This window comes from Ignatzschineria indica (assembly GCF_003121925.1).
Taxonomy (GTDB): domain Bacteria; phylum Pseudomonadota; class Gammaproteobacteria; order Cardiobacteriales; family Wohlfahrtiimonadaceae; genus Ignatzschineria; species Ignatzschineria indica.
This window is the reverse complement of the sequence record NZ_QEWR01000002.1, coordinates 651,473-677,193: the sequence shown is the minus strand read 5'-3', so window position 1 is coordinate 677,193 and position 25,721 is coordinate 651,473. Positions and strand designations below refer to the sequence as shown.

The 25,721-nt window shown below is 41.1% G+C and carries 32 protein-coding genes; 1 reads left to right on the top strand and 31 read right to left on the bottom strand.

The features are described 5' to 3' along the window. From DC082_RS03055 to DC082_RS03040, 4 genes are all read right to left on the bottom strand, one after another. On the bottom strand, nucleotides 1-1,134 hold the full coding sequence (locus DC082_RS03055) for a phage baseplate assembly protein (RefSeq protein WP_109235701.1): 1,134 nt from the start codon (nucleotides 1,132-1,134) through the stop codon (nucleotides 1-3). Next, nucleotides 1,118-2,368 (bottom strand): DNA circularization protein, encoded by a 1,251-nt coding sequence (locus tag DC082_RS03050; RefSeq protein WP_109235700.1) that lies wholly within the window; start codon nucleotides 2,366-2,368, stop codon nucleotides 1,118-1,120. The genes DC082_RS03055 and DC082_RS03050 overlap by 17 nt, the downstream gene beginning before the upstream one ends. After that, a complete protein-coding gene (locus DC082_RS03045; RefSeq protein WP_109235699.1) occupies nucleotides 2,368-5,067 on the bottom strand; it encodes a phage tail tape measure protein in 2,700 nt (899 codons plus the stop codon). Before DC082_RS03045 ends, DC082_RS03050 begins: the two co-directional genes overlap by 1 nt. A gap of 81 nt (nucleotides 5,068-5,148) precedes the next feature. Continuing rightward, on the bottom strand, nucleotides 5,149-5,667 hold the full coding sequence (locus DC082_RS03040) for a hypothetical protein (protein WP_109235698.1): 519 nt from the start codon (nucleotides 5,665-5,667) through the stop codon (nucleotides 5,149-5,151). 89 nt (nucleotides 5,668-5,756) lie between these two features. Here DC082_RS03040 and DC082_RS03035 point away from each other — a divergent pair, with 89 nt between their 5' ends. Then, nucleotides 5,757-6,779, top strand: coding sequence for a DUF2806 domain-containing protein (locus DC082_RS03035; protein ID WP_109220494.1), 1,023 nt, complete (start codon nucleotides 5,757-5,759; stop codon nucleotides 6,777-6,779). A gap of 50 nt (nucleotides 6,780-6,829) precedes the next feature. Here DC082_RS03035 and DC082_RS03030 read toward each other — a convergent pair whose 3' ends face one another. From DC082_RS03030 to DC082_RS02910, 27 genes are all read right to left on the bottom strand, one after another. Further along, complete coding sequence (locus DC082_RS03030; protein WP_109235697.1) at nucleotides 6,830-7,258, bottom strand: tail fiber assembly protein; 429 nt, start codon at nucleotides 7,256-7,258, stop codon at nucleotides 6,830-6,832. A gap of 14 nt (nucleotides 7,259-7,272) precedes the next feature. Beyond that, complete coding sequence (locus DC082_RS10915) at nucleotides 7,273-8,847, bottom strand: gp53-like domain-containing protein (protein ID WP_123059925.1); 1,575 nt, start codon at nucleotides 8,845-8,847, stop codon at nucleotides 7,273-7,275. A gap of 53 nt (nucleotides 8,848-8,900) precedes the next feature. Next, a complete protein-coding gene (locus DC082_RS03020; protein WP_109235696.1) occupies nucleotides 8,901-9,500 on the bottom strand; it encodes a YmfQ family protein in 600 nt (199 codons plus the stop codon). Next, nucleotides 9,497-10,546, bottom strand: coding sequence for a baseplate J/gp47 family protein (locus DC082_RS03015; protein WP_229821542.1), 1,050 nt, complete (start codon nucleotides 10,544-10,546; stop codon nucleotides 9,497-9,499). Before DC082_RS03015 ends, DC082_RS03020 begins: the two co-directional genes overlap by 4 nt. A gap of 9 nt (nucleotides 10,547-10,555) precedes the next feature. Further along, on the bottom strand, nucleotides 10,556-10,909 hold the full coding sequence (locus DC082_RS03010; protein WP_109235695.1) for a phage GP46 family protein: 354 nt from the start codon (nucleotides 10,907-10,909) through the stop codon (nucleotides 10,556-10,558). Nucleotides 10,910-10,992: 83 nt separating this feature from the next. Further along, entirely contained in the window at nucleotides 10,993-12,411 is a 1,419-nt protein-coding gene (locus tag DC082_RS03005) for a phage tail sheath subtilisin-like domain-containing protein (RefSeq protein ID WP_109235694.1), read from the bottom strand. Continuing rightward, nucleotides 12,411-12,617 (bottom strand): DUF2635 domain-containing protein, encoded by a 207-nt coding sequence (locus tag DC082_RS03000; RefSeq protein ID WP_109235693.1) that lies wholly within the window; start codon nucleotides 12,615-12,617, stop codon nucleotides 12,411-12,413. The genes DC082_RS03005 and DC082_RS03000 overlap by 1 nt, the downstream gene beginning before the upstream one ends. Continuing rightward, complete coding sequence (locus DC082_RS02995) at nucleotides 12,610-13,323, bottom strand: DUF1834 family protein (RefSeq protein ID WP_109235692.1); 714 nt, start codon at nucleotides 13,321-13,323, stop codon at nucleotides 12,610-12,612. The genes DC082_RS03000 and DC082_RS02995 overlap by 8 nt, the downstream gene beginning before the upstream one ends. A 43-nt stretch (nucleotides 13,324-13,366) precedes the next feature. Next, nucleotides 13,367-13,789: a gp436 family protein gene (locus DC082_RS02990; RefSeq protein WP_109235691.1), complete on the bottom strand. Its 423-nt coding sequence runs from the start codon at nucleotides 13,787-13,789 to the stop codon at nucleotides 13,367-13,369. Between the two features lie 15 nt (nucleotides 13,790-13,804). After that, on the bottom strand, nucleotides 13,805-14,152 hold the full coding sequence (locus DC082_RS02985; protein ID WP_109235690.1) for a hypothetical protein: 348 nt from the start codon (nucleotides 14,150-14,152) through the stop codon (nucleotides 13,805-13,807). A 77-nt stretch (nucleotides 14,153-14,229) separates the two neighbouring features. Then, nucleotides 14,230-15,147 (bottom strand): Mu-like prophage major head subunit gpT family protein, encoded by a 918-nt coding sequence (locus DC082_RS02980; protein WP_109235689.1) that lies wholly within the window; start codon nucleotides 15,145-15,147, stop codon nucleotides 14,230-14,232. 2 nt (nucleotides 15,148-15,149) lie between these two features. Then, on the bottom strand, nucleotides 15,150-16,262 hold the full coding sequence (locus DC082_RS02975; protein WP_109235688.1) for a phage protease: 1,113 nt from the start codon (nucleotides 16,260-16,262) through the stop codon (nucleotides 15,150-15,152). 270 nt (nucleotides 16,263-16,532) lie between these two features. Continuing rightward, nucleotides 16,533-17,039: a phage virion morphogenesis protein gene (locus DC082_RS02970; protein WP_109235687.1), complete on the bottom strand. Its 507-nt coding sequence runs from the start codon at nucleotides 17,037-17,039 to the stop codon at nucleotides 16,533-16,535. A gap of 23 nt (nucleotides 17,040-17,062) precedes the next feature. Then, nucleotides 17,063-18,307: a phage head morphogenesis protein gene (locus DC082_RS02965; RefSeq protein WP_109235686.1), complete on the bottom strand. Its 1,245-nt coding sequence runs from the start codon at nucleotides 18,305-18,307 to the stop codon at nucleotides 17,063-17,065. Continuing rightward, nucleotides 18,300-19,982 (bottom strand): DUF935 domain-containing protein, encoded by a 1,683-nt coding sequence (locus DC082_RS02960; RefSeq protein ID WP_109235685.1) that lies wholly within the window; start codon nucleotides 19,980-19,982, stop codon nucleotides 18,300-18,302. The genes DC082_RS02965 and DC082_RS02960 overlap by 8 nt, the downstream gene beginning before the upstream one ends. An 82-nt stretch (nucleotides 19,983-20,064) precedes the next feature. After that, nucleotides 20,065-20,445: a hypothetical protein gene (locus DC082_RS02955; protein WP_109235684.1), complete on the bottom strand. Its 381-nt coding sequence runs from the start codon at nucleotides 20,443-20,445 to the stop codon at nucleotides 20,065-20,067. Between the two features lie 232 nt (nucleotides 20,446-20,677). Continuing rightward, nucleotides 20,678-21,034, bottom strand: a complete 357-nt coding sequence (locus DC082_RS02950) for a 4-fold beta flower protein (protein ID WP_109235683.1) — start codon at nucleotides 21,032-21,034, stop codon at nucleotides 20,678-20,680. 66 nt (nucleotides 21,035-21,100) lie between these two features. Next, nucleotides 21,101-22,732 (bottom strand): phage terminase large subunit, encoded by a 1,632-nt coding sequence (terL, locus tag DC082_RS02945; protein WP_109235682.1) that lies wholly within the window; start codon nucleotides 22,730-22,732, stop codon nucleotides 21,101-21,103. A gap of 3 nt (nucleotides 22,733-22,735) precedes the next feature. Next, nucleotides 22,736-23,284 carry a DUF1804 family protein gene (locus DC082_RS02940; RefSeq protein ID WP_157957392.1) on the bottom strand — a complete coding sequence of 183 codons (549 nt, stop codon included), beginning with the start codon at nucleotides 23,282-23,284 and terminating at the stop codon, nucleotides 22,736-22,738. Between the two features lies 1 nt (nucleotide 23,285). Beyond that, on the bottom strand, nucleotides 23,286-23,486 hold the full coding sequence (locus tag DC082_RS02935) for a hypothetical protein (protein ID WP_109235680.1): 201 nt from the start codon (nucleotides 23,484-23,486) through the stop codon (nucleotides 23,286-23,288). A 20-nt stretch (nucleotides 23,487-23,506) separates the two neighbouring features. Continuing rightward, nucleotides 23,507-23,782, bottom strand: a complete 276-nt coding sequence (locus DC082_RS02930) for a hypothetical protein (RefSeq protein WP_109220459.1) — start codon at nucleotides 23,780-23,782, stop codon at nucleotides 23,507-23,509. Further along, nucleotides 23,772-23,909 carry a hypothetical protein gene (locus DC082_RS10700; RefSeq protein WP_157957391.1) on the bottom strand — a complete coding sequence of 46 codons (138 nt, stop codon included), beginning with the start codon at nucleotides 23,907-23,909 and terminating at the stop codon, nucleotides 23,772-23,774. Before DC082_RS10700 ends, DC082_RS02930 begins: the two co-directional genes overlap by 11 nt. A gap of 119 nt (nucleotides 23,910-24,028) precedes the next feature. Continuing rightward, on the bottom strand, nucleotides 24,029-24,289 hold the full coding sequence (locus DC082_RS02925) for a hypothetical protein (RefSeq protein ID WP_109235679.1): 261 nt from the start codon (nucleotides 24,287-24,289) through the stop codon (nucleotides 24,029-24,031). Next, nucleotides 24,276-24,509 (bottom strand): DUF2644 domain-containing protein, encoded by a 234-nt coding sequence (locus tag DC082_RS10695; RefSeq protein WP_157953773.1) that lies wholly within the window; start codon nucleotides 24,507-24,509, stop codon nucleotides 24,276-24,278. The genes DC082_RS02925 and DC082_RS10695 overlap by 14 nt, the downstream gene beginning before the upstream one ends. A 13-nt stretch (nucleotides 24,510-24,522) precedes the next feature. Beyond that, a complete protein-coding gene (locus DC082_RS10690; RefSeq protein WP_157957390.1) occupies nucleotides 24,523-24,732 on the bottom strand; it encodes a hypothetical protein in 210 nt (69 codons plus the stop codon). Continuing rightward, the gene (locus DC082_RS02915) at nucleotides 24,725-25,255 is read right to left on the bottom strand and encodes a glycoside hydrolase family 108 protein (RefSeq protein ID WP_109235677.1); all 531 of its coding nucleotides are present in this window, start codon (nucleotides 25,253-25,255) and stop codon (nucleotides 24,725-24,727) included. The genes DC082_RS10690 and DC082_RS02915 overlap by 8 nt, the downstream gene beginning before the upstream one ends. A 77-nt stretch (nucleotides 25,256-25,332) precedes the next feature. Next, a complete protein-coding gene (locus DC082_RS02910) occupies nucleotides 25,333-25,719 on the bottom strand; it encodes a hypothetical protein (protein WP_109235676.1) in 387 nt (128 codons plus the stop codon). Between the last annotated feature and the right edge of the window lie 2 nt (nucleotides 25,720-25,721).

Here is a 25,721-nt window from a genome sequence, read left to right as displayed (position 1 = left end):
TTACCTCTTCGTTGGCGTAATCACTGCCAGCTCTTTCTTCTGTTTTTTACCTTTTCTTGAGCGAGCTTTTGATGCTCCTGGTGAGTCGGGTAACCAGACACCATCTTCTTTAAGTTCTAAAATAGTGATCCTTCCTTGGCTTCGGGATGATTGAAACCTCCGAGATATCAGAAAAAAGACGCGATCGATACCGAATACATCACTCTCTAAATGAACTCTCTGGCCATTCTCCCAAAGAATTCCAAAATCTGTATAATGTCCGGGAACTGTTGCTCTGATCGTTAAGCCTTCCAATTGCACATCTGCAAGCCATTTCTTTGCCGCTTTCTCTAGTGCTTTTTGATTTTCAACATTCCCGAGAATGATCGTTCTTTTCTTCTCAAATTGAGCCGTTTCATCTTTATGAACATACTTAAGATCATGTTTAGCACTATCTGTTTTACGGCCGTGAGATTGTCCTAAGAATGTCACTTCACTATAACGATTCGCAGCAGATTGCTGCATTATTAGTTCCGTTACATTATTAAGATGACCGCTATAATTTAAGATCAGCTTAGCCACAGGTGGCGTAGTATAGTCGGCTTCTCCCACAACTAAAGTGCCATCCGCTTTAAACCAGGCGTGCATGCCGGCGCTATTAACTAAGCGTTTTACTGCTTCCCAAGCATTCATTCCGGGTTCGAGCTCTGTCTTATCAAAAGCAATATCTTCCTTGCCTTTGAACTCAATCTTGTCAATTCCTAAGGGATTAACGATCTTTTCAATCGATTCTTTAAGTGTTAAGCCAACAAAACTCGTGATCTCCGCATCGCAATCGACTAAGATCGCACCTTTATCGCGGCCATTGATGCTAAAAGAGTGATTAAATTTTGTCAGGGAGTGTTCGATACGATCGATAAATCCTGTAAGAATGAGCTTTCCATCAATCCTTACTGTGCAAGTCGCACCCTCATTAATGAGTGGAACAATCGTGCCATCTGGGATACCAATGCGCATACTGAAAGCATCTGCCGGCGTTTCAAAGCTATTTTCAATATCGTACTCTTGCCATTTATCGTGTGTTAAACCATCGATTTCTACGGCGATGACACTATCTTTAATCATCCAATTCGGCATATTATTCAGAATAGGCATTTAATAGCGCTCCTTGTCGAATAAAACTAGAATGAATAATCTGAGGATTAAGCTGCAATAGCTCTTTAAAACGATAACGATCTTGATAAAGATCAAAAGCAATCTGTTGCAATGTTCCACTGATTGGTGCAGGGATTACGATTAATGGTGGTTTCTTGGCGATATAACTGATCGCTAAACGTTTTAAATCGTGCTGAATATCTCTTAAAGATTGCACCATGATATAAACCTCATCGGGATTATTCACAGCTCCACGAATAGCTTCAATTGTTGATGCAGTGAGAATTCTTGCATGATTAACGATATTCTCGATCTCAATTACAGATAGACGATCTTCAGAGATAATCTCCGTAATCTTAATAATGTAAACAGCGTTTAATAGCGCCTTAAACATGATATTAATCTCAGTAACATCTCCAATGGCAATCGGCACACCGAGATCTAAACGGCTATCACCTTTCCCGATTTTGATCGGGAGAGCCTCAAGCACATCGATCGATGTTTGCAATGCATTAAGCTCCACATTAGGTAGAGCACTATTGCGGATCGTACTGTTATCAATGTAAGTCGTGATGCCTTCTGATAGCTTGGTGACGATCTCATTATCAATGCCTGATTCTGCATATTTACCGCTATTTGAAGCGAAAAGAAGTTCGTTATCTCCACGCGCTAATCTCTGAATCTCATAGTTAAGATTAATAAGGGATGCTTCAATCGCTCGAGCACGGGCACGATATGATTTAATTTCATTGATTGAGGTTCTAAAAGCGCTAAAGTAGTCTGTTGCCAATGCAATGAGGTTTTCTGCTTGATTGAATAGACTATCAATTACAGAGAAGATTGAGCTTAGCGAGAAGATCGGTAATTCGTTGATCGATTTACGAAAAGTGATTGAGAAGCGAACATAGTCAATATTCTCCGCTTCGTGTGTAAAGTGATAACTTGATGGGTGCATGTTTGGTATTCTGCCACGTACTGGATGCACCAATGTTCCACCACCTTTGGTGGCCAGAGCTTTGAGAAGTTGATTAAAGCGAAACTCATAATCATTACCCCAAAAGACCGCTGTAAGTGTTACTTCTTCCGCATCATTGCCGAGATCTTCGATATCTGCACCATCTTTATAGGCATATTGATGCAGTACGAGTGCTTTCGTATTTGAATCATCGATATCTTTCACGTCAAAGGGGATACCGCGATAAGATGCTGTTTGTAAGTTATTTCGCCAGGACATTAGTAGTTACTCCCTCGATTCATTCGATCAATCGTATGCTGTTCAACAATCTCCATCACCTGCCGACCATCAATTTCACCGTTTACGTGAAGCTCAATAATGGTTGGTCGACTATTGATCTCATTATGCTGTTGCTTAATTTGCTCCAGATTCTGTTTTACAAGGTTCATGATTTCACCACCAATAATTAGAGGCTGATAATCGGGATTCTTTGCTACTTTAGGCAGTGAAGAAATAACAGGCATAGATTGCTCTTTTATTAATTTGTTATAATTATCCATTACCTGTCCAATAGGTAAGTGATCCCAATTTACGCCCTGATTTTCATCTTTTGTAAAGTGATGATATTCATGAGTTTGTATTCCTTCATGAATTTGGTTAATGGTTGTTTCTGATTTATCAATATTTTGGGTTTCTTCAATCGACTCTAAATAAGTATCATGATTTTCTATGTGGTTATCGATACTCTTTGTAATAGCTTCTTCAGGCAAATCCTCCCATCGCTGCTCTCTATCAGGAGTAGGCTTATCTGTTACAAGAGCTTCTGAATAGTGATATTCAGAGTTTTGATTAATCACTGTTTTTGAATTATCAATATCATTTTTTTTAATTAGCTCTGAATATGGGGCAGATTTATCTTCACGATTATCGGTATTGCTTGTAAAATCTTCTTCCGTCCGCTCTTTTAATAGTGGCTCTCTAAAATAAAGTTCACCAATTACAGGTACCTCACCGGGATGAAATGGAGCTTCTGTAGATTCTGCCGGTTTTTCATCACCAAGCCCAAAAGCATTCACGAAGCTTTTAAAAGCCTCAGAAAATGGTGTTAAAGCAGTATCAACAATCGGTTTGATTGTTTTTTCATAACCTGTTTCAGTAATCTCTTTTGCTGCACCCGGTGTAAAACCATCATGCTTATCGACAATATTGCCGATATCATCTTTTGAGCCTTCATAGAGTGCGTATGCTTCACCGGCAACGGGTGCCCACCGTAATGCACCTAATGCCGCAGTTGCTAGTTTTGATTTTCCACCAACATTGGCCGGATTTGCGGTTGGTCTTGCAGTCTGTGATCCTGGTACAGTTGTTTGGGGCCGTCCCCAAGGAGTACCTATCCCACCTCCACCTTTACCTAAGACTTTACTGAGTAGCGCCATTCCAGCGGCAGCTGTTCCGAGCGTAATCAACGCATCTCTTGCTAAAATGATCGACTTCGTTAATTCTGGATATTCAGAACCATAAGCTTCTAATTTTTCTAATAAAGAAGCATAAGCATCTGCAACAGGACGGTAAGCCTCCATCTCACGCCATTCTTGGTTGTTTACTGCCATATCAGTCTTAAATTTATTTTGCGATGAAACTACTTCGTGTGAAATATCTACTGCACCTGATGCATCCTCCAGCTCTTTTGTTAACTCTTCTCCATATTCCTGATTCAATCTAACAGCAAGGAAGCCCATAAGAGCCTGTTTATTCCCAAGTATTTGAGATATCTTTGAAGATTCAAGAATGGTCATTAACTGCTGTAATTTAGCTTCTCTTTCTGCACCAGAGGCCGATAAGATCTCTTTCTCGAGTTTTTGATATTCCGCATCTTGAGCAATATATTTATCCATAATCCCCATAAAGGCTTGAACAGGGCTTAGTCCTGCATCCACACCTGCCATCATGCTTTTAGCGAGATCAATCCCTTTTTTATTTCCCTCTTTATAATCGCTATTAGCAAGGGCATTGTTGGTACTTGAATCAAGCAGTGCGAGTAAGAAAGAATCCACATAGTTACCTGCTTGGTCATTCGTACCGGCTACTACAGCGGCTTGCTCATTCATCACCAGTATTTCCCGGTAATGGTCCATTCCGCGCATACCTCGAGATGATGCTGAAGCTAATTGTTGCGGAAGCCATTTAGACATATCTCCAAGCTCAAAAGAACCGCCTTGACCGGCTTTCAACGCCATATCAAGTGCTAATGGGATCTCATCAATCGCTAACTTCATACTCTGCATAAGCGCATTGACTACCATCGAGATATCCTCAGTTGATGAACCAGTTGCTACCGCTGTTTTTTGGATCGTTGGCATTAATTCGGCGACTTCGTCATAACTTAAAGTACCGAAAGAGAGCATTTTATTAATACCGGCCAAAGCATCTTCTTTACTACCACCTTGCTGAATTGTTTGAAATACTAATTCTCGGATATCTTTAGCGCCTTCCATTCGCCCTTCAGTATCTCGATCGGAGAAAGCAGTATTAGCGGCATTAGCCACTTCATAATCAAAATCTAAAGTCTTTTTCACAGGCTCTTTTGCGAGGTTATAACCGACCGTAGCACCGGCGGCAATTCCTCCACCAATCCTGGCAAGATTATTAAAAGTTCCTGCTAATTTACTGGTTTTACCCATTTCTGCATTGAGTTCCCGGACTCGATTGGTCATGGCTTGGTAAGCCCGGCGTTGTTCATTGGCACTAGAGAAGCCTGCACGTGCTAAACGATTATATGATGCCTCTGTTCGTTTAATTTCGCGCTGTATATCGCTTTCTGCGCGAATACTTAAGTTTCTCCGGGCATCGGAAAAGCGCTTATAGCTCTGAGCCCGTTTTGTTTCACCACGCTCCATCTCCGCCATTGCTTTTTTAATTCCGCTAGTAGCTTGATCTTTGACAGTGAGCGCAACATGATATTTAAGATTTTTAGACATATAAAAAGCCCTAATAAATGGATATTAGGGCTAGTTTAAACACTGTTTAAATGGTGTTAATGATGCGGTGTTTCAGTGATATTACTTTGAAGGAGTTATTACTACACCTTTATATTCATCTTTAGGACCTTCAAAGATTTCGCGCAAACATGCAGGAAGGCTTTTATCGTACTGGTCTCTATATGACATCCAGGTCTCATGTAATCTACCTATTTTATTGAGTGTCCCCATATCATCTTTACCATTCTTACGGGCATTATAGATATCATAAACCATATCAAATCGCGCACCATATTGGTTAGATAACATCTGTATCGTAGCGTAACAAGAAGCGAATGGAGATCCTAAAGGACTACCAATAATTTCATCAGATTGATTGCTTAACTTATTAAGCTCTCTTCTCAGTGCTATTGCACTTTGCATATCTACGCTATTCTCATAATCATTTAGCACTTGAGTTGATGTAGCTAACTTCTCTTGGGCTGTTACTAATATGGTGTAAATCTCAACTTTTTTACGATCATACTCATTCTTTTGACTTTCATTCGCTAAAGCCAAAGCAGTAATGATCAATATTATGGAAAGAAATAGCCTCTTCATTAATCCACCTCTGTTTTATGAAAGTATATTTTGATAATATTTAAATTTTAATAGAGAAATAAATATAACATTTTGAAAGTGAGGTGAATATGGAAATTAAAGGTAGTGGTGATATTAAAGTTGCTGATGAAGTCAATGTATCAGCAGTCAATATTTCTGGGATTAAACTAAGTGACTTAATAAACCCTACAGCAAAAGGGTTCAATAAAGTTTTTAATATTTTGTTTGGGAAAAAGTACGCCAAACAAATAAGACATATTTTATTATCACAAGCACAAACAGAACAAGATATTAAGTTAATTGAAGCAGGACAAGCATTCTATAATCTCGAAGACAAAAAAATTGAGGTAAAAAATAGCTCTCAGGAAGAAATTAAAGAATTAATAGTTGCTTCATTTCAAGAAGAAGAGGTTATCAATACAATTAAATGTTTGGCAGCAGCTACAGAGCATGTTCATAGTGATATTGATGATGAAACTACAATCTCACAAACTTTTGTTAATAAATGGAGAGATGAGGCAAAGCTTCTTGCTGATGAAGATCTTCAACATATTTGGGGGAGAATACTAGCTGAAGAGGTAAACTCGCCTAATACTGTTAGCCTAAGAACTTTAGATGTTATTAAGAACATTTCTCCAGAAGAAGCCAAATTTATCAGCCATATTTCTAATTATGTCGCATTTGGGCAATATTTAATGGTTCCTCAACATGACAATGAATGGCTTGCAGATCCCCAGCAACTGCTGTTATCTAGTGATGCTAACTATGTTGATATTTCTAATTTATATATGTCGAGTGGTTTTCAGTGGCCGACACAAACGTGTATTTTTGATGATAAAGAACGAGAGTGCTACATTCTAGATACGCCCCTATATACTTTTGTTATTCTTGTAGATGATGCTTCCGAACCACCTGTAACATCAGTCTGGAATGTGAGCCTTGCAGGTCAGAATCTAAGTAATATCATAGAGCATGAAGATAACGAACAGAAGATATTACGTAATCTTTTAAAGATAATTGCCCCAACCGTTAAAAAATCTGGTCTTGATACTATCCATTTCAGTTGTAAAAAACCAACATATGGACCACTTATGAGTTATAGTTATCAATAGACTAAAGCTCCCAACTGGGAGCTTTCTTATATCTTGGCATTATCTAAAAATTATTCAGTTTCTTCGAGAACTTGAATATCACGATATAACTGTGTTGATTCGTCATATAACTGCTGAAGTTTGGTTTCCTCATCTTCATTACGATCCCTGATTCGTTCTAAGCGAGAGATATCTCGCTCTAGCGTTTCGAGGTCATCGTGTAACGATTGAATTTTGCGTTGTTTTTCTTCTTTTAAATGCTCTTGATAAAGCTCATCATCAACAATCCAAGATTCTGATTCACGATCCCAAATCTCATAAGATTTCCCCTGATCGACATTGATCGGAAAACCTTTTTTGTTCGGCTTAATCGCTTTACCCTCTGATTGACCGTTGAACAGTTCAGTGTGCTTTTCTTCTGTGATCTGAACAGCATCTGCTGGTGCAGAAACAGGATAAAATGAGTTAGTTGTTGCTGAATATAGATAAAATTGTTTCATTATTTTTCCTTTTATTAATAACCGATTGCGAACCATTGAAGCGTCCCCGCCGATTCAAATATATTGTGTGAAAAAGATGAGCTTGATAGCGCTTTTATGACAAAATTATTTTGAGTAGGCCCAAAGTTACTTTGTCCTCCTGTTATATTTAAACAGGCGTTTGGAAACGAGATTGGAAAACTAGATTCTTGCGGGTCTTTATTAGAACCGACCGTTCCCCATTGAAAAATTAATCCTGTATATCCACATTTCCACCAGCCATTTTTTGATATTGAAGCAATATTAGGTTTAATTCTTGAGTCAACTTCTGTGACAAGATTTTGACTTGCAACAAAATATTTTGAATTACCAAGACTGTTCACAATGTCAGATTCTATTAATGCATTTTGAGATCCAAACTTTCTAAGAAAACCAGATTTGTCCCATGTTGTATTATTTTCTGTATATAGTTCATCAAAAGCCTTTGTAGCGGTGTTAAATAACCAGGCTCTATTTCCTGTAGGTGTTTGCAATATTCCGCTCATACGATCTCTTTGATATCCGTGCAATATGATGTTTGCACGCATCGTTGTCGGGAATAAATCATTAGTTTGTTGCAAAAAAGAAGTTTTATAGTTAAATATGTCGATGTTTTGATCGATATTTCCGTCACCGAGTCCAAATGCTCCGGTTTTCATTACATCGGGGCCTTCTCCAACAAATGTCAATTTGTCTTGCTTCGTTTGTGCTAAAGCATGAGCATTGTTTGCTGTCTTCTGCGCTGTTGATGCAGTACGATTAACGTTATTTACAGATTTTGGTGTTGCGGCACGATCTTCCGCATCAGATAGTGAAGAATCTAATCGTGTAATACCTTGCTTTGACGTAGTTGCTAAGTCAGTTGTTGTAATAGCATCGCTGGAACCAGATATTCTAAGAAAACCAGATTTGTCCCATGTTGTATTATTTTCTGTATATAGTTCATCAAAAGCCTTTGTAGCGGTGTTAAATAACCAGGCTCTATTTCCTGTAGGTGTTTGCAATATTCCGCTCATACGATCTCTTTGATATCCGTGCAATATGATGTTTGCACGCATCGTTGTCGGGAATAAATCATTAGTTTGTTGCAAAAAAGAAGTTTTATAGTTAAATATGTCGATGTTTTGATCGATATTTCCGTCACCGAGTCCAAAAGCCCCAGTTTTCATAACATCAGGGCCTTCACCGACGAATGGTAATTTATCTTGCTTTGATTGCGCTAAAGCATGTGCATTGTTTGCTGTTTTCTGTGCTGTTGATGCTGCACGATTGACATCATTGACGGCTTTGATCGTTGCAGTTTGATCTGTTCGATCAGATAGTGTTGATGTTGCGTTATTAAGTATTATTTTTTTTATAGCATCTCTTACTTGGGTGTTATTGAGTTCGTTAGGATTGATGCCGGCGGCTTTTAGGACTTCTAGCATCTCTAGTGTGAGTGACTTTAGAGAGTCTTCTGTTGTTTGAAGCCATTCGGCAGGAACTCTTGTACCGAGTTTACCGGTGGCTGGATCGGGATTTTGCCACTTTTCGCCTTCCAGCTTTAAAATATCAGGATACTCTTTTTTCATGTTACTCCTCTTGTAAAGCTTGTTTTAACGCTGTTTAAACAGGGTTTAAGTGATTATGAATAGTTGAAGATACAGAGCGTATGCGCTGGTTTTAGATCGTTGAAGATCTCTTCAATAATGGGATCTCGTATTGTTAGGAGCCTTTCGCCGGCTCTCGCGCTACCTGCTCGGAAGTAATATTGCTCGGTATAGCTGCTCTGGACATTGACATACCAAACCCACATCTGATCGAATCTTCCAATGCGGTCACCCACGCGATTCTCCCCGGCGCGAAAGATATAATCATCTCCTTCGATGATTGTGATCTCGTATCCCATATTTTTTGCGAGGTTGATGAAGTATGGAATAGATAGACCACCTACTTCAGCAAGCTTCTGCAATACTCGATTAACGCGGAACTGATAGTTCTCTTCAAAATCTATTGGGATTCCGAGCAGACGTTCCCAGTCTGCTATCAGTTCATTGGAATCATGTGGTGTAATGGCATTAAGGACTCTTTGCCCGTGGGCATTGATACGATTGAATAATCGAGCTTCAACCGTTAATGTCTGCACCATCTGCTCACCATTTCGATCGTATGAAACAGGGGGTAGAAGGCTCTGTAAGCGCTCTAAATATGCTTGTTCACTGTAGATATGATTACGCTTATTCATTTCATCTCTCTCACTGTAATCGTGCCTAAGCGATACCATTCAATCAGTAATGCATCTGGCGTGAGGTTTTGGCTTGGTGCAATGAGCTTTCTATCCACGACACCTACTTGGTCACTGATCAAAGCCTCAATCTGAGAGATAATCAGTGTCTCTGCCGGCGCAATACGGGAGAAGTGGTCTTCCAGGACTCTTTTGAGTGTCTTGGTAATATCATCTAAGGCGATCCCTTTAAGCTGTACTTCGACAACCACATCAATGCGCTTAATGAGCGGAGCAACTACATAAGAGTGCTTTGCTGTTACTGGTCTTACATCATCAATGTATGCTTGGCAGGCGTTAATCACTGATTCACTCGGTAGATCATCACCCGAGGTAATCGCGATATCCACTGTTCCAAGCCCACGCCGAAGCGGATAGACATAAGCATTGGTCACGCCGGGCACTTCTAGCGCCCATCGCTTATAGTCGTAGCGGTTACCTCCTGCTGGAGGTCGTCTGAGGATTTCCAGATATCGGGCTAAAAGATCACCATCTGACTCAATATCGGTGCCACCTTTGGTGCTAACGATACACTCTGATCGAATGCCGGCAGGTGCTGCGGTTAAGATACCATTCACCTTTACAAAGTTGCTCTTTGTGCCGGGCTCTTTGGCACTGATCTTGAGTTCTGCCTGATTGCTTTCTAGCGTTGTATCACTTAGCGTTAGAAAGTAGCAATCATTCGCTTTGATCTCTGTTCCAGCCGGAATCTTACGTCCTTTTTCCCCAGTGATCGTTGCGATACCTTCCGCTTTAACGGCATTTTTACGATAGATTGCACGAGTTGAAGCGTGTTTCTCTAAAAACTCACTGTCGGCACTATCAGCAAAAATTTGACGCGCAATCCAAGCGTGATGGGCATAGAGTCCTTCTGTAAGAGCAGCCAGACTTGAAGCGCGAATATAGTTATCGCTATCTGAATGAATTGCGGCACTTTGATCGAGAGAAGTAATGTCGTTGAGGATCATCTCTCTGATCTCATCAAAGCTCGGCACCATTAACGGCATATTCTCTCCTTATATAATCGGTACAAGGTGGTTAAAACTGTTGCGCTTACCTTCGATATCGACAACAGTGATATGTAATAAAAGGGAGCCGTTCGCTTGCGTTGCTTCTACATCGATACTTTTTGCACGTTCCTCATCTAAGATGGGCTGTAGTGCCTCTTCTGCATACTGAATCGCTAACAAGCGAACACGGCTCACATTCTTTTCACGCTGCAATGTATGCAGCAATGATCCAAGCTCGGGATCTGCCCAGTAAGTTCCCTTGGGTGTTTCAAGGCGAACATAAACAGCATTCCCTAAGCTGTTTCCGACTCGTTGGTCTTGATAGTAGTCTCCCGTTCTCGGGTCAATTAATCTGTCCATAGGCGTATCTTAAGCAATAAAAAAGCCCACACGAGCGTGCAGGCTTTCAGGGTTTAATCGAGGTTAAGAGTGATTAGAGTGGTTTAGAGGTAGAGATCAATTCTTGCTGCTAAAACATGTAGACCGTTCACCACATCCGCCGGAATGATAAGATTTAGGCGGTTGGCATCTTGTAGATCACGTTCTACGACTAAGAGTGATTTATTCTCTTCCACCTGCTCCAAGATCTCTAAGTCTTCTAGCTTCATCAAGACATCGAGGGTTTCAGATCTAACCTTGGGTGGTGTCTTGTCAGAGAGTTTTTCGCGTGGGAATCTAAGCGCATAACGTTGATCTAAAGCATCACGCGTATAATCGAGCGTTCTGATGGTTGTTACATCGAGTAATGCAGGATCATCTGTTCCAGTAGCGTTCTTTGTGTAGGTAGTAATCGCACGCATGATCTGAACTCGATTATTCACCACTTGAAGCGGTGACAAACCGTTATAGAGTGCATTGTTAAACTCCGCAAAGGTTGGCCACTCGGATTCCGGCGTAATATCTAAGCCCTTAATTTCAAGTGTATTGAGCGGCCTTGCGGGATCTTCTTCTGAAGCCATCACTGCTGCAAAGCCTGCGGCGATCAGAGCATTACCTGAAATCGAACCTTTATACCATTGTAAAATCATGCGTCCTGAATTGAGCTTACTTGCCTTGGTGATCCCTTGTGCAAGCGTGCCATTCCAACCAGCAACACCAATTCCACCACGCTTTTCAATCGCATTAGACACTGCTTCGATATGCTCATTTAAGCGCACTAAGTTCTCATCATCAGAGAAGGCACTCACATAGATGTGGTAACGTTTACCGGCCACTTCTGACAATGCTTCAGAGATATCGGCATTACCTTGGCCATTCTCCATATTGCCGACTTTTAATGTCACACCTGGCGCATTGCTTTGGCCATCGAGATAGATCTCATTGCCGATCTCCCCACCATTTTTGGCAGTCAATGTAATACCAGCATCTTCCGCTTCAGCCGTTACTAAAACTGATTCATTGGCATTAATCACAGCGGTTAGGCGTTCCGCCAACTCTTTCGCGCTTTCGCTACGGGTTGCTGCGATCTTAAGCGATTCTTTCCCAATATTGAGAATAATTTGACCCTCTCGAGTTGCAGAGCCTTCGATTTCAATCTTACCGACTGCTTTTACTGATGCAGGATCATCCGGTAAACCGATGATGGATAGATTGATATATTGGTTATTACGGATCGCTTGTTGCGCCATCAAATGCGCCCAGGAACCGTAGCCAAACTTTTCACCGGCTTCAACATCAGAGAAGACCATGACTGCCTCAAGGGGCTTCTGTGTGCCTGAATCAAGCATAGGCGCGACAATTAGTACGTGCTGTGGATTGACCGGGAGGTTACGCACAGCAAGCTTTGTATTAAACTCAATATAACGTCCAGGAACACGGATGGAGCTTGGGATCGTTTCAAAACTAACGTTAGGACTTGCCATTATTGATCTCCTTTTTCTGTTTTGGTTGTTGTCTTGCGGACTGCTTTAGGCTCTGGCACCTCAATGAGATCGCCGTCACTAATACGCCGGCGATAGTAGAGCGTATTCGGCACTTCTACGGCAGTATCTGTAATGTAGCGATTGGCGCGATTTTCATAAGGGACTTTTAAGCCGGGAGAGGCTTTTACAAATAGTGGTTTACTCATCTTTCTTTCCTTTCAACATATCTAAGATATTGTTCTGAAGCGCACTATCACGGGTGATATGCTTCATTTCTACTTTTGCGGTTGAGTCTGGGTCAAAGGTTGGATCTTTAATCTCGGCATTGATCTCATGCAGATCCTCGCATGGTTTGATCAGCGCGGTACGGCGGAACTCGTTAAACCAGTAATCCTGGTGAGCAGGATCATCGGTAATTTCAGGATAGGCACCATCTTCCAAGAGCTGTGATTGATCAACTACCGCACTCCACTCGATCGCAAAGACAGAGAGCGCATTGCGTTGCACAATGTAATGATTGAAGAGAGAACGGATGCCGGTAGGCCTTAATCCTCGGTAGACAATGCCATCAAGTGTCTGGTTGGTAAGAAGATAACGAACGGCCTTAATCAAGTTATAAGTGCCGATCTCATACTTATAAGCGCCACCTTTACGGGCTGATTCTTCTGATCTGACTGATTGAACGGCAATCATCGTAACAAAGCGATGCTCTTCCAAGTAGCGACTTCTTGAAGTAGATCGGGCTTCAATTGATGCGCCGGCATATGTCACCCAGATGGAAGGCATAGCACGAATTGTATTAAAGAGATCATCTCCATCAAGCTCACCGCCGTAACTTTTGACCTCTCGAACGATTTCGCCCAAACCTTCTTTTAAACGTTCAACAATGCGTGTTTCGATTAGCTCAATCATGCTTTCTCCAACAGCGCGGGATTTCCGCGTAGTTCAAACTCTACTAACGATTCTGACGACTAAAGACTGAGTTGTTGAGGTTTTGGAAAGCGATCAGATCACTATCTTCTGCTACCTCCTCATTCTCATCATCGATTAAGGGAATTGCGCCATTGGCCACTCGTTCTAAAAAGCGAATTGCTCGCTCATACGCATCAACGATCTTTTCGCTCATCATGAGATAAGAGGCTTCACATAAGAAAAAGCGAGCGATATTCACACAGTGCCGTTTGAGAATTGGAGGAGTCTTCCTAAACGGTAATGAATATCGCCCGAGATAACCATTAATCTCGTGTGTTGCATCATCTAATGCGATCTGAAGAACTTCATTACTGATCACGCCATCACGCACACGATCCGATAGTTCAATCGCTTCTTGCTCTCCAAACTGTCTCACTAAATCATCAATCGATGCGTATGAAATCATGATCTTTTCCTCCTATTATTGTGAAATAAGAATCGCGTTATCTTGCTGCAACTCCGCAAGCACTTCGTCGCTTACTTCGTGCCGGACGCGCTCATTGGTAACTTTGATGCCGGCTCTAAATCTTGCCTTAATACCTATAGGAGTTTGTAGATAGACAATATTCAAGCCATCTTTGGTTTTGCCACTTTCGAGCTCTTGTAGCTTTTTCTCTGCCACTTCAAGCGCTTTTTTAGTTGCTTCATGGGCTTTTGTTTCAGTTTCAAGCGCTGTCTCAAGCTTCTTTTGATCAGCTTGAAGGGCTTTGTTTTCTGCTTCTAAGGTTGCAAGATCTTGCGTTTCTGCTGTTTTGGTATCTTTACTCATTTGATTTCTCCATTTGCGAATGCCTCACCAGGAGGCATCCACGTTTAAACACGATTTAAAGAGTGGTTAACCACGGATTAAAGGGCAAGCCATGGCGCAACAATCGGTGTTAATAAGCCTTTTAAGGTGTTAGTCGTACCGCCGATTACATCTGCATTACAGAGCTCCAATGCTTTCGCTTCATCATTGGGGTGAACGAGGAGGATGTTAGGATTCACATTGATAATGCGGCCACCATCGCCTTTAATCGTGCGCATCTTCGCACGAACATCTAACACGGCATCTTTGCTCAGATCTGCTTTCACTTTATGCGCAAACTGCCACATACCATATCCAGCTGCACCACGTGCGCGTGAACCGTAGAGGTATTCATCTTTCATAAAGACGCGATCTGATTTATCCGCATCATTCTGAACATTGAATTCAGGGCTAACACGGTTTTGATAGATCAGTGGTTTGACATGGCGCGTCGTATCGAGCAGATAGAATGCATTCTCAGAATCGCCATCTTCTGTAATATTGGAGACAAATTCAGGATCACCTTCCTGACTTACTTTGGGATAAACGGGATGCTCTTTATCAAAGAAGGCTTGGCCGTCATAACAAATGCCGGTTTCTCCCTTTTGGAGTGCTTCAAAAACAAGCTGATCTGGTAACTCAGCGGCACTCATCGCCATCTCACGGATCATATCGGTATAGAGTCCGATATTGTCATCTTCGATATCTTCGGCACGAACACCGACCGTTGCCTCGAACTTGCGATTCACTAAGACCATCGCTTGTGCTGCCATTTTTTCGATCGTTCGCTCATCGAGCCACTCTTGCATTCGCGGGAAGCGACCTAACCAGCCGTAGGTGTTGGAAGTAGTATTGGAAGGAATGACCATCGCAAACTTCTGGTAAAGCGTTGGAGTGGTCTCTAAGATACGCGCAAACTCGTTGCGATAGAGGGTGTTAAGATTGCGCAGGATCGATGGGATATTATTTTTAGCCATGCTTATTCTCCTTGAGATGATTTAGCATTAGTGAATGAAAGGCCTGTTAATTGCTCTAGGCGTTTTTGCTCAGGGGTTAAGGCATCAGTATTAGGAGCGCCACCGCTTTGGGTTTTGCCGATGGGGACGATAGGTTGAGCATTTGCAAGATACTCTTTGAGGGAGTCGATATTTTTAGTACCGAGATTAAGAGCCCAGTTTTTCTGTGATGGGAGGAGTTTGCCGGTTTGTAGCGCTTCTTCTACAACACTATTGAGTGCTTGAGTATTTTGCGCTTTTTGTAACTCGGCAAGTTGATCTCTGATTTCGTTAAATACCTCAATAGGTACATATTTTTCAGGATCAGGCGCTACAGTTGGTTCTTCTGTGTTTGTTTCCGGCTCTTCTACAGGATCTGGTGTTGGCTCTGGCTCTTTCGGAGCAGTATCTGCTTTAGTTGTTTCAGGTGTCTTCTGTGTTAACCAGTCCACCTGATTAACCATCTCTTTCACCGCTCCAACTAATTGATCGGCAGATAACCCTTCAGCATTTTCAATCAGTGTTTTAAGTTGCTCTAAGAAACTACTACGGCTTCGGGTACTCGGTACAAGCTCACTTAAAGCCACCACTTTCGCCATACCATCGATCGCCGGCGTATTCGTTAATCCCACATTAAAGAGTGAGAGAATGTTGCCTTCTTCATCAGATTCAAAAAAAGGAGAGATATAGCGATACTCATCATTTTTGATCTGCTGTGCTGCTGTAGCAGTCCATTTAACTTTTGCAAAGAGTCCTTCACCTTCACGATACTCCAATCCTTTAAACCATCCTGCGGCAGGATTGGGTTTCCCATTACTTGCGGCATAGATCGTTTGATGCTCATAGTCGACCATATAGTCATCTTTCTGGGTATTGGCGGCTTCAATAAGCTTATTAGCAAACTCAGCAGTTAACTGCCAGCCTTCAGGACGGCGGCCATCCTTGGCATAAAAGCGACCGTCGGGGAAGATCTGAATCTCACCATTGCCATCACTATCAATGTTTTTATCGATCGTGAGTGTTAGCGCCACCATATTATGATCGGGTTGTTGCTTGGCGCCTTTTGTTAGCGCCCATTTTTCTCGAAACTTATTCATTCATAACATCCTCTATAAGATTGATCGGAAATTCGTATCCAATTTCTTGCTCTGAGGAGCCCAATGTAAAATTATCGAGGCGATAAAAAAGGGTGAGCCCTTTCAGGGATCTAAAAGGGCTCTTAAAGTCATTTTTAATGAGAAAAGTGGGAATAGTGGAAAAGTTGGCTTTTAAATAGTGTTTAAAACGTTCAGAATAGCGTTTAAAAACGTTTAATAAATTTTGGACGAGTGAATATCAATTAAAAGTGTCTACGATGAAAAGAAGGGCTATAAATCGCCTGCTAAATATTTTGAGATTGTATGAGAGATTTCTTCAATTTCATCATCGGTTAAAACTAAGAACTCTCGTTTAGGAATTTTAGATCCCGGGTGATTAACCTTCTTTACATAACGGCCATTAAATTTTAAGGCCTTCTTATGCTTTGGACGAATCACGTGTGGTTTGGTTTGTCCGCCGAAGTTATGAATACCGGCATAGACAACATTGGTTCCAACGATAGCTGAATTGTTATCAGAAAGACTATTGATGCTCCCCTTGAGTGTTCCACTCTTTACTAAGAGAGATTTGGTACTACTTTTTACCGGCCCCATAAAATTTGCATTTAGAGGTAGCCACTGTGGTCGGCCACCTGCTGCAAAGTTATCTTGTACACCTGCTTCCATGATTCCTGAGATATGTCTCATCAGCGGTTGGCGCTGAGTACATCGCTCTGCTAATTGATCTAACTGATTTTGTAACTCTTTAGAATCAATGGTGAATTGGATATCAATCATTTTGATTACCTCTTAAATACTTTTTAAATGCCTTTTAACACGACTGCATTCTTTAACTCTCTTTGAAACAGATCATCTGCGATAAAATAGATCGATTCCACATTGAGTGTTTTAAGAGAAGTTGTTTTCACAATCGCATGTAACCATTGTTGACCCTCTTTTCTTACAAAGATCTTTTTACCTTCTCTCTCTAATATATATTCAGGCTTATTAAAGAGTGAAGGTAATAGCGAGTATGTATCTACAGTTAGAAACTCATCTTTAAGATGATCATTAAATTGCTTCAGTAGAAGATCATCAGATAATAGAACCGTTTTACTCGGTAGGGCTAAATCATCCTCAATAACGCCAGCCGTAAAATTAAGCTGATAGCGCCGGCGATTTCTAATCTTATTGAATGTAGCGCGATCGATCTTTTCATTATCGCGTAATCCTAAACGTTTCCGCTCCTCCAGATACTCTTTCTCTAATCGCTGATATTGAAGCTTAAACTCTGGGCCACTCATCTCTTGAACTGCGAATTGATTCGCAATCTTAGGATCATACTGATCTAAGTTTGGCCGATAGCCGTGGCGGTGAACGTTATAGCCAAAGTCTTTGCCAGGGTAGACTTTCGTGCCTGCGCGATCGAAATATTGGCGACCCTCTTTATCTTCATGTACTTCAGCACTATTTGTTTCAATCCCGTGCTTTTGTGCGTAATACTCCGAACGTGCGATTACGGTACAGCGACAACGATAATCGATCGGTGGATAGAAAGTCTGCCAAAAAGGATCATCATAGCGCTTAATCACACCATTGAGTGCAGCATGACTTGCTCTGGTCTTATCATCATTGACGGCCACATATTCCCAATAAGGCATTGTAACGGCATTATCTAATTGGCGTTGGTATCTAGCTGTTTGAAAAGCAGAGTTCATATTGGTATTGAAGATCGTACCGATTCTGTGTGGAGCTAGAATCTCGCCGGTATCTGGATTGACAACATCACCATCATTGATCCAACCGCGTTTCTTTGTTTGATTGAGAATATCATCACGCCAGGCATTAAAGCCTTTGCCACTTTTAATCGCTTCATCAAGGCTATTTTTAAAATCTTGAAGCAGATTAATATTGTTAATATTCTTCAATGTAAACGCTTTGGCATGCATACTTTCGCCGAGCGCAGCCATCTCATCAGAGGGCAAAACCTTCTTTCTTGTAAAGTAATCAATCGCGCGCTGGTTCGGTAGGTTGAGCGCAAACCCGAGATTAATTCTCTTACTCATGACTGATCTCACTTTCTTTATCAACACTTAAGATCCCAGCGATATCTGCCACCAACAAAGCTTGGCTCATCGCTTCATTAAATTGGGTATCTTGGTTCATCTCTTCCATCATCAGAGAAAGCATAGCTTCTGCTTCTTCGTAGCTCTTTGCTTCTTTCAGCTTTGCCACCGCTTTACGAACAACAGAATCATAACTTTGGGTATATTTGCTCGGTAGACCTCGTACAGCGGTATCAAGTTCCTCTTGTGATTCGATCGCATTGTTTGTTTCATCATCTAAGGGAGGATTCTGACTAAGGGCAACGGTATGCGTTGAACAGCAAGAGCATTTTTGATTCCCGGGCAAATATGTATGAAGAAGAGCATTATTAAGCGGTTGCTGACTCATAAAGAAAGGTGATGCTGGCGTGGTATAACTTGCTTGCAAGACTTCATCATCTTCGCCAGGTTTACTAAATCCTGTTTGCTCGTAAAACTCATCGGCTTTTATTGGTGCAATATTACGGGCTTGATCGAATGTTTGAACAACAAGCGAAAGATCCTTCTTCTCCCGTGTATCAAATTCAAAGTACGGTAAACGACCAAGATTCACATCCGGGAAGTTCTTCTGTAATACCGGGCCAATCAGTTGCATAGTGATTGTCTGTGCAATCTGCTTAGCATCACTAATCAAGATATCGTGGCGCACTTCATTGTGAACATTACCAAGCGCATTAGTTGATGTTTTACCATCTGCTTGGCTTGTGAGCGTTCCACCTAGAATGATTTTTGAAATCCACTTTTCACAAAGCTCAATCATGGCAAGATAAGGATCTTCTGATCCAAGTGCTGCATTGATTAATTCCACATTCATCGACTCCGGCATAATCCCGGCGGCATTGTGACCAATCGATGCCAAAGCATTTAAGAGAATACGTCGGTTCGCTTGTGTTGTCCCCTCGGGATATTTACCAATTCGGATTGGAAGCCCATAGAGCTCTAAGAACTCGGCAAAATCTAAGACTGAGAAATTCTTTAAGGCAAATATCCAAGCTAACACTCTAAAGAGGCCGGAACGTGCTTGCGCTCCAGATTTTACTTTATGCCGGTGAATAATCCAGGTATCTGGCCATAAGGCTTCCCCCTCGAAGTTACCCGGCGTTAAGAGGCGAAACTCATTGGTCTGGATATCATATTTAAAATGGGATTGCGGTTCCCAGTCGAACTTATATGGGAGAAGTTTACCGTCCAAGTAATCCCATGTCATTGCGATCGCAGAGAAACCGGCACCGATTCCATCTGAGAGATCGAGTAGTAGAGAATCAATATTGGAGATATTCTCCAAGTAATCTCGGATAAACTCGGCTTGCTTCTCTTCTGCTGGCGTTGGATTCTTAACGCTTTTAATGCTCCATTCTAAAGTGAGAATGGCATTACGGCGCTTTTGCATTTCCGCAAAGATATGGCCATCTTGCTCCTCCATCTCAAAAAAGAGTGCATGCATCGCGCTGATATCGCCTTTATCAGCATCATCCAGTAAGCGCTTTAACTGTACCGGCGTTATCGTCCGCGCATTGCTCTCATAATAGGTGGGCATCTGATCCCGATCGAGATCATCCACCTGTGTTTTATTTGGTTTTAATGCTGCTTTAACGGCACTTGATAGTGCGTTTAAACCTCGTTTAAAGATGTTCATAATTCTCCCCACAAAAAAAGCCTACATTAGCGGTAATGTAGGCTCTTCAATCACCTTTGAGTGGGTGATGGGGTTCAGGGGGTTATGATATTCTTGCAGCTGGTATTCTTAAATGTTTATCAGCAAACTCTGGATAAGGTTTTACATTAATATGAATAACAAGCTCATTTCTATCAACATCATACTCAACATAAATAGGTATTTTTTCTTTTTTAACTGGATCTAGATACTTATTTAAAAAATCTTTCATATCCTGACCTTTATAATCTGTGTGTAATTCAAAAACTCTAGGTTCATATTCCTCTCCTGAATACACATTCTTCAAATATAAATGAAGTAAAAAACAAGGTATCATATCCGGTTCTTTATCTGGGTCAATCCCAATTTTATGTCCATATAATTTAAGATTGTTAGCCCTCATACTGTCAAATATTTCATATCGCACTAAATAATTTATTTGCATCTTTATCCCTTAATTTATGTTGAATCGGAATACGTATATTGGGGCGATTAATTTATTTTCAATAGCTTATCTATTAAACCAAGCATTATCATCATCAGGATCAATTCGATCTGGTACTGTTTCAAAATCATAGATCTGTGATCGTTTACGAGCTATTTCTATAAAAAAGCCTACATTACCGCAATGTAGGCTCTTCAGTTCACTGTGTGAGGGTAAGGGATTTCAGTGGGTATTATTCAAATATACTTTCAGGAGTCTGACTTGACCACCCTAAAGAAGTTATTGGTTTAATAGGTCTAATTTGTCTTATTCCTTTTATTGGCATAATTTGTTTAATTCCCTTTATAGGTTTAAGTTGCCTAATTGGCTTTAATGGACCACTAGATGATTTTTCGGTAAACAATAAAGTATTACCATTTGCATCAAGTAAACTTCCTTTATTAAAATAACCAATATGTTTCCCTGAAATAGAATAAATAGATTCATCATGAATATATCCGATTGGCTTGCCTACATAGGTATAAATATGAACCCCATCATCACTATAAGCATATGCTCGCCCATTTTTATCATAAAAAGAAAAAGTCATATCAATCCTTATAAAATAATTAACTAGAACTTGATCATGGGGATGATAATTTTATAATCAATTGTTTTACCTATTAAAAAAAGAATTATCATCATCTAAGTCAATCATGTGTCCATTTTCAATAGATTCAAACTCATAAATCTGCGATCGTTTACGTGCGATCTCCCAGAGCATGTGAAGAGCATCTGGGCCATCATCATGATCTGCCATCGGGAAATGCTTCAGTTGAGTAATAAGGGTTGTTTGACTTGGATGGAGGAGAATAAAGCCGTTCTTCATATGGGGCTGAAGGCTTTCAATTCTCAGCATCTTATCGGTAGTCGGCTTAATAGGGACTGCCGGCACGTGAATATGTTGCTTTGCGGCCGCTTTTACTAATTCAGCCATTAAAAACTCTTGAAACTGCACAGTTTCAAAAGACCAAGCGATAATCTGCCGGCGACGCTTTTGCATCTCAATCACATCCATGATGATACGATCAGGCAGGCGTTTCTTAATCTCTGCTTCAACAACGTAGAGCTTGCCAGTCTCCCGATCATAACCGCCGGCAAGAATAGCACTGGGGTCTTTACGCCGGCCTTCTTTCCCGAGAGATGGATCACATGATGCAAAATATACCAGCCCATCCGGCAAGTCGTTCCAATATTGAATCGCATCATTAAAGAGCGCATGTTCACTGCTTACCGGGTCATTTTGTTGCTCGGAATCAAAGGTATCATGGCCATCGCGCGCTCGAATAATCATTAAGCTCAGGAGGGTTCTTGCTGGCCAAGAGAGAACAGCACCATCATTCATCTCATCATAATGCGCTTCATAGAATGCTTTTGCCGGTGCTTCTCCCTCATTGCGATAGATCTCTTCCCACTTATCCCATAAGCTCATATTATTAGGCCATTCTATGAGGGATTTAAAGCGGTAAGCCTTCCAGAAAGGATTGGATAATAAGCGGTTTAAAAGGGAATCATAATGGAGAATTGTACCGATGATCACGAAATCGATCTTGCCACCGACTTCACCAAGGGGCATCAGAGTTTTATTAAACCAAGAATGGAGCTTATCCCGTTGCTCTTTGGAAGCCACATTCTCATCATTCTCAAGATCATCACCAATCACAAGATCAGGACGATAAGCACCATGCACAAGACCACGAAGACGCTTTCCTGATCCGGCTACTTGTACTTTAATACCTTTAGCAGTCACAATAGTACCGACTTGCCAGACGCGACCTTTGCCGACTTCATCAGGGAAGTCACTCTTTAAACGGGGGTTAAACTCAAGCTCCGCTTTGATTGCTTCCAGCATAGGAAAAGCTTGATCGATACTATCCATCACGATCACAATAAACTTTTTGCAATTACGAATAATATTCCAAAGAGTAAAAAGCCTTGTTACCATTGTTGATTTCGCTTCTCCCCTTGGGGCGGCAAGAGCTAAATACTGAGGTTCTTCGCTATCAATCATCTCCGGCAATAACTTAAAAAGCTCTGCATGCAGACGAGATTTTGAGGGAGTACGGATATAGTGCGGAAAGTAGTTATTCACAAAGAATTCATAACCGGTCACTGGGTCATTGACGGCATCGATACGCTCTTTACGAGCCACGGGATCGAGATCAAAGCCATCTACTTCGGCTTCAATACGCTCCTTAAGTGCGATTGCAAGTTCTTGAATCTCTTTTAAGAAATCATCTTTCCGCATAATCTATTTATTCCCATACTTCTGTTGGATCTCATATCCAAAATCTGTCAACACATCGACAAATGCCGGCAATAGATCTTTGTGCTTATCTTGTAAAAATTGACCAAAGTCTTGGATAACATTCATCGCAACCACTAATTCAGAAACTTCAGGCAACATTCTTCGAGATGCTGCGGTGACTTTATGAAGAGAGTCTGTGAGGGATGCAATGGCTTTAGTAGCATCAAGCGGATCTAAGAGCGGGTTTCCTTCTTCATCCGTGGCATTGACACGATCAATCGTAGACTTTAAAAGAATCATCAGAGAAGTAAGGCCGATACTTGCCACATTATCCGCACCTTTGCCGGCAACTAGATGGGCATTACGAACCTTATCCCAATCGTCACCTTTTTCTAATGCTTCACGCTTCCAGCGATAAAGTGTGGCAACGGGTGGCATGCCTTTCATTGCTGCTACTTGTGTTAACGGCATCTGCTCAAAAACATAATATTTACGAACATCATTTTTAACGCCGGGTGAGTAGTTCTGTCTGCTATTCTTTTTTCGTGCCATATTAGAGCCCAAACTTAGACTTAATAATTGCAATGCCGGCTGCAACAATTCCACCTGAGATACCGCCAGCAATCGCTCCTTTAGTGATCGCTTTCTGCTCGATCTTATCTGTCTTCTCATGCAGAGAGTCGAGCTTCTGATTCATATCAATTAAGAGAGCTAATACCTCTCTATCGGTTACTTCGCGATTGTGCTGGTTCATGGGGGGCTCCTATTTCGACATTATTTATCCACTTTTTGATCGAGCTTTTCTGCAAGCTTATCGATCTTATTAGTGATATTGGTGAGTTGATCTGAGAGCAGATCGTAATTTCTAAGTGAATCGGCTTTTTGGATATAGTTCACTTTGATCTGTGTTAATTCCTTCTGTGTATCTTCTCGAAGCTTTGCAAGGTCGGCTCTCTCTTCTTTTAATCGCTCGGAATGGGTCTTAATGAGAAAACCAAAGAGCGTAGAGATAAGACCTAGCGCAATATTAAACGCTAATTCAAAGGTCATTAGGTGCCTCCTTATTATCTGTGTGCTTTGATTTTACAAAGCAGAATATACAGAGATCTCCTGATTCTTCAGTGTAGAAGTTAATAAAGAGATCTTTTCCACATGCTGGGCATTTTTGCTTATCCATCTGTCTCCTCCGCACATATCAGATCAATCCAGCGATTAACCAGGAAGGCATTTTGAATGAGGAGAGGCTCGGTGGTTTCCCGAACCTTCATCTTTGGGGGATCTAAACATAAGCCCACATCACTCGGGATATACTTCACCTTTGTCGCGCATGCGCTTAAGAAGCTCATCAACATCACAATGAAAAGCATCCTCTTTAATAACGCGGTACTTTTTCGCATTTTGTTGCATCCTTTTAAATCCTAAAATAAGATCATCTCTCTCTTTTTTAACGGCTTTTAATTCCTCTTTTAAACGCTGTTTAAACTTCACTTGATAGAAGATGGCAACCGTTAAACTAGCGATAACTGTGATCATTGAGATAAAGCTAATCGTGTTCATTATTCTCACCACGTCTATGTGTAATCCATCCCTTAGATGCCGGCGTTGCTACAGCGATACCCGCTAAGAAAAGCGCGATCTCTGAAGCAATGGCGTTCTGTGTAATCACGGCATAGAGAAAGCCGATAGTCAGCACGATAATAGAGATCACTTGGATAAAATTCGTTGTGCTATAACGCCCATCATCGTTGCTCATAATCTCGCGTAATAGATTCTTCATCACTTCCTCCTGCTTACTCACATAAACGCTGCATTGCAGTATTTCTTGATAATTTATAGTATAGCTCTTGCCGGCTATCATCAGGGTGTGCGAGTTCAGGCTCCCACGTATCACAAGAGAAGACATCTTCATTGCCAGGCTCTTCATAAATGGGTTGAGGTTGGCAAGCGGCAATCACAGTAATCACAAAGATCAGCGCAATGGTATTAATAATCTTATTCATATTTATCGGTCTCCAATTTCCAGTTGATGTTTGATAAGAGCAATAAGCGATTCATCCAGCCACGGCCAAATGTGTTGAAGTGCTTTAAAGTGCCGTAGAAGTGCATTCGCACAATGTTGAAACGGAGGATTAGCTCACTTTCGGTATAACGGCTGATCGCATTGATGGTATTCGCTCCAATCGCACCATCTTCGGTAACGCCTACAGCACGCTGTAGAAGCTTAATTGCACGGGAATAGCCAGAATTGATAGAGCAATCATAGAGATGGAATGCCACATGATTCTTAATGTGATTCATCAGCTTGCCATCCCAATAATCTTTGAAATAGATGGCGATAGCAGTATCACGAGGGAGATCACGCATATGCCCGGTATAGCCATTCGCTCGGGCTACACGTTCTGTAATGCCGTAATTGGTTGCACCACCGGGATCTGATGGATGATTAACAAAGCCACCTTCTAAGTGGTCAATGATAATATTGGTGTACGCAAGGAACTGCGCTGGATACTTTTCTTTAGACATAAAAAAACCTCATCTGTTATTGATGAGGTCAATGGTAGCTTTCAGCTACAGGTTATTTAGGATGTTAGGTTTCAGTATTACGATTGATCAAATACCGGTTCAAATATAACTTTAGAAATATTACCATCCCATCCTTCATGACCGATAGCTTCACTATATTTTTTACAATGAGTACATCTATATCGCACTCTTTTTTTTAATACTTTTTGCAATGCTCCATGATGTTTTTTAAGCATTTTTAACTTATTGTTGGTTGTATCTATCTCTTTTCTAATCATGCTTTCTTTATCTGATAGTTGTAAAAGGACATCAAAAGCATCTAATACAGCACTACATTGACCACACGAGATAGATCTATTTTCAGCATCAACTACGATATGCTTATGCTGACAGGGGCTATTATTGATAATCTTAAATACAGGACGATCTAGATTTTCTTTAGGATCAAGATTTATTATCTTCATAA

Coding starts and splice junctions, on each gene's coding strand:
- DC082_RS03020 (WP_109235696.1), bottom strand. CDS start 9,500: ATGAATAAGCGTAATCATATCTACAGTGAACAAGCATATTTAGAGCGC.
- DC082_RS02910 (WP_109235676.1), bottom strand. CDS start 25,719: ATGAAGATAATAAATCTTGATCCTAAAGAAAATCTAGATCGTCCTGTA.
- DC082_RS10915 (WP_123059925.1), bottom strand. CDS start 8,847: ATGAAAAAAGAGTATCCTGATATTTTAAAGCTGGAAGGCGAAAAGTGG.
- DC082_RS02925 (WP_109235679.1), bottom strand. CDS start 24,289: ATGAACACGATTAGCTTTATCTCAATGATCACAGTTATCGCTAGTTTA.
- DC082_RS03035 (WP_109220494.1), top strand. CDS start 5,757: ATGGAAATTAAAGGTAGTGGTGATATTAAAGTTGCTGATGAAGTCAAT.
- terL (WP_109235682.1), bottom strand. CDS start 22,732: ATGCGGAAAGATGATTTCTTAAAAGAGATTCAAGAACTTGCAATCGCA.
- DC082_RS02915 (WP_109235677.1), bottom strand. CDS start 25,255: ATGTCTAAAGAAAAGTATCCAGCGCAGTTCCTTGCGTACACCAATATT.
- DC082_RS02955 (WP_109235684.1), bottom strand. CDS start 20,445: ATGCAAATAAATTATTTAGTGCGATATGAAATATTTGACAGTATGAGG.
- DC082_RS02975 (WP_109235688.1), bottom strand. CDS start 16,262: ATGAATAAGTTTCGAGAAAAATGGGCGCTAACAAAAGGCGCCAAGCAA.
- DC082_RS10690 (WP_157957390.1), bottom strand. CDS start 24,732: ATGAATAAGATTATTAATACCATTGCGCTGATCTTTGTGATTACTGTG.
- DC082_RS03015 (WP_229821542.1), bottom strand. CDS start 10,546: ATGCCGTTAATGGTGCCGAGCTTTGATGAGATCAGAGAGATGATCCTC.
- DC082_RS10700 (WP_157957391.1), bottom strand. CDS start 23,909: ATGGATAAGCAAAAATGCCCAGCATGTGGAAAAGATCTCTTTATTAAC.
- DC082_RS02990 (WP_109235691.1), bottom strand. CDS start 13,789: ATGATTTCATACGCATCGATTGATGATTTAGTGAGACAGTTTGGAGAG.
- DC082_RS02965 (WP_109235686.1), bottom strand. CDS start 18,307: ATGAGTAAGAGAATTAATCTCGGGTTTGCGCTCAACCTACCGAACCAG.
- DC082_RS03055 (WP_109235701.1), bottom strand. CDS start 1,134: ATGCCTATTCTGAATAATATGCCGAATTGGATGATTAAAGATAGTGTC.
- DC082_RS02930 (WP_109220459.1), bottom strand. CDS start 23,782: ATGACCTTTGAATTAGCGTTTAATATTGCGCTAGGTCTTATCTCTACG.
- DC082_RS03005 (WP_109235694.1), bottom strand. CDS start 12,411: ATGGCAAGTCCTAACGTTAGTTTTGAAACGATCCCAAGCTCCATCCGT.
- DC082_RS03040 (WP_109235698.1), bottom strand. CDS start 5,667: ATGAAGAGGCTATTTCTTTCCATAATATTGATCATTACTGCTTTGGCT.
- DC082_RS02935 (WP_109235680.1), bottom strand. CDS start 23,486: ATGAACCAGCACAATCGCGAAGTAACCGATAGAGAGGTATTAGCTCTC.
- DC082_RS03045 (WP_109235699.1), bottom strand. CDS start 5,067: ATGTCTAAAAATCTTAAATATCATGTTGCGCTCACTGTCAAAGATCAA.
- DC082_RS02995 (WP_109235692.1), bottom strand. CDS start 13,323: ATGATTGAGCTAATCGAAACACGCATTGTTGAACGTTTAAAAGAAGGT.
- DC082_RS02980 (WP_109235689.1), bottom strand. CDS start 15,147: ATGGCTAAAAATAATATCCCATCGATCCTGCGCAATCTTAACACCCTC.
- DC082_RS02970 (WP_109235687.1), bottom strand. CDS start 17,039: ATGATTGATATCCAATTCACCATTGATTCTAAAGAGTTACAAAATCAG.
- DC082_RS02960 (WP_109235685.1), bottom strand. CDS start 19,982: ATGAACATCTTTAAACGAGGTTTAAACGCACTATCAAGTGCCGTTAAA.
- DC082_RS02950 (WP_109235683.1), bottom strand. CDS start 21,034: ATGACTTTTTCTTTTTATGATAAAAATGGGCGAGCATATGCTTATAGT.
- DC082_RS02985 (WP_109235690.1), bottom strand. CDS start 14,152: ATGAGTAAAGATACCAAAACAGCAGAAACGCAAGATCTTGCAACCTTA.
- DC082_RS03050 (WP_109235700.1), bottom strand. CDS start 2,368: ATGTCCTGGCGAAATAACTTACAAACAGCATCTTATCGCGGTATCCCC.
- DC082_RS03030 (WP_109235697.1), bottom strand. CDS start 7,258: ATGAAACAATTTTATCTATATTCAGCAACAACTAACTCATTTTATCCT.
- DC082_RS10695 (WP_157953773.1), bottom strand. CDS start 24,509: ATGAAGAATCTATTACGCGAGATTATGAGCAACGATGATGGGCGTTAT.
- DC082_RS03010 (WP_109235695.1), bottom strand. CDS start 10,909: ATGGACAGATTAATTGACCCGAGAACGGGAGACTACTATCAAGACCAA.
- DC082_RS03000 (WP_109235693.1), bottom strand. CDS start 12,617: ATGAGTAAACCACTATTTGTAAAAGCCTCTCCCGGCTTAAAAGTCCCT.
- DC082_RS02940 (WP_157957392.1), bottom strand. CDS start 23,284: ATGGCACGAAAAAAGAATAGCAGACAGAACTACTCACCCGGCGTTAAA.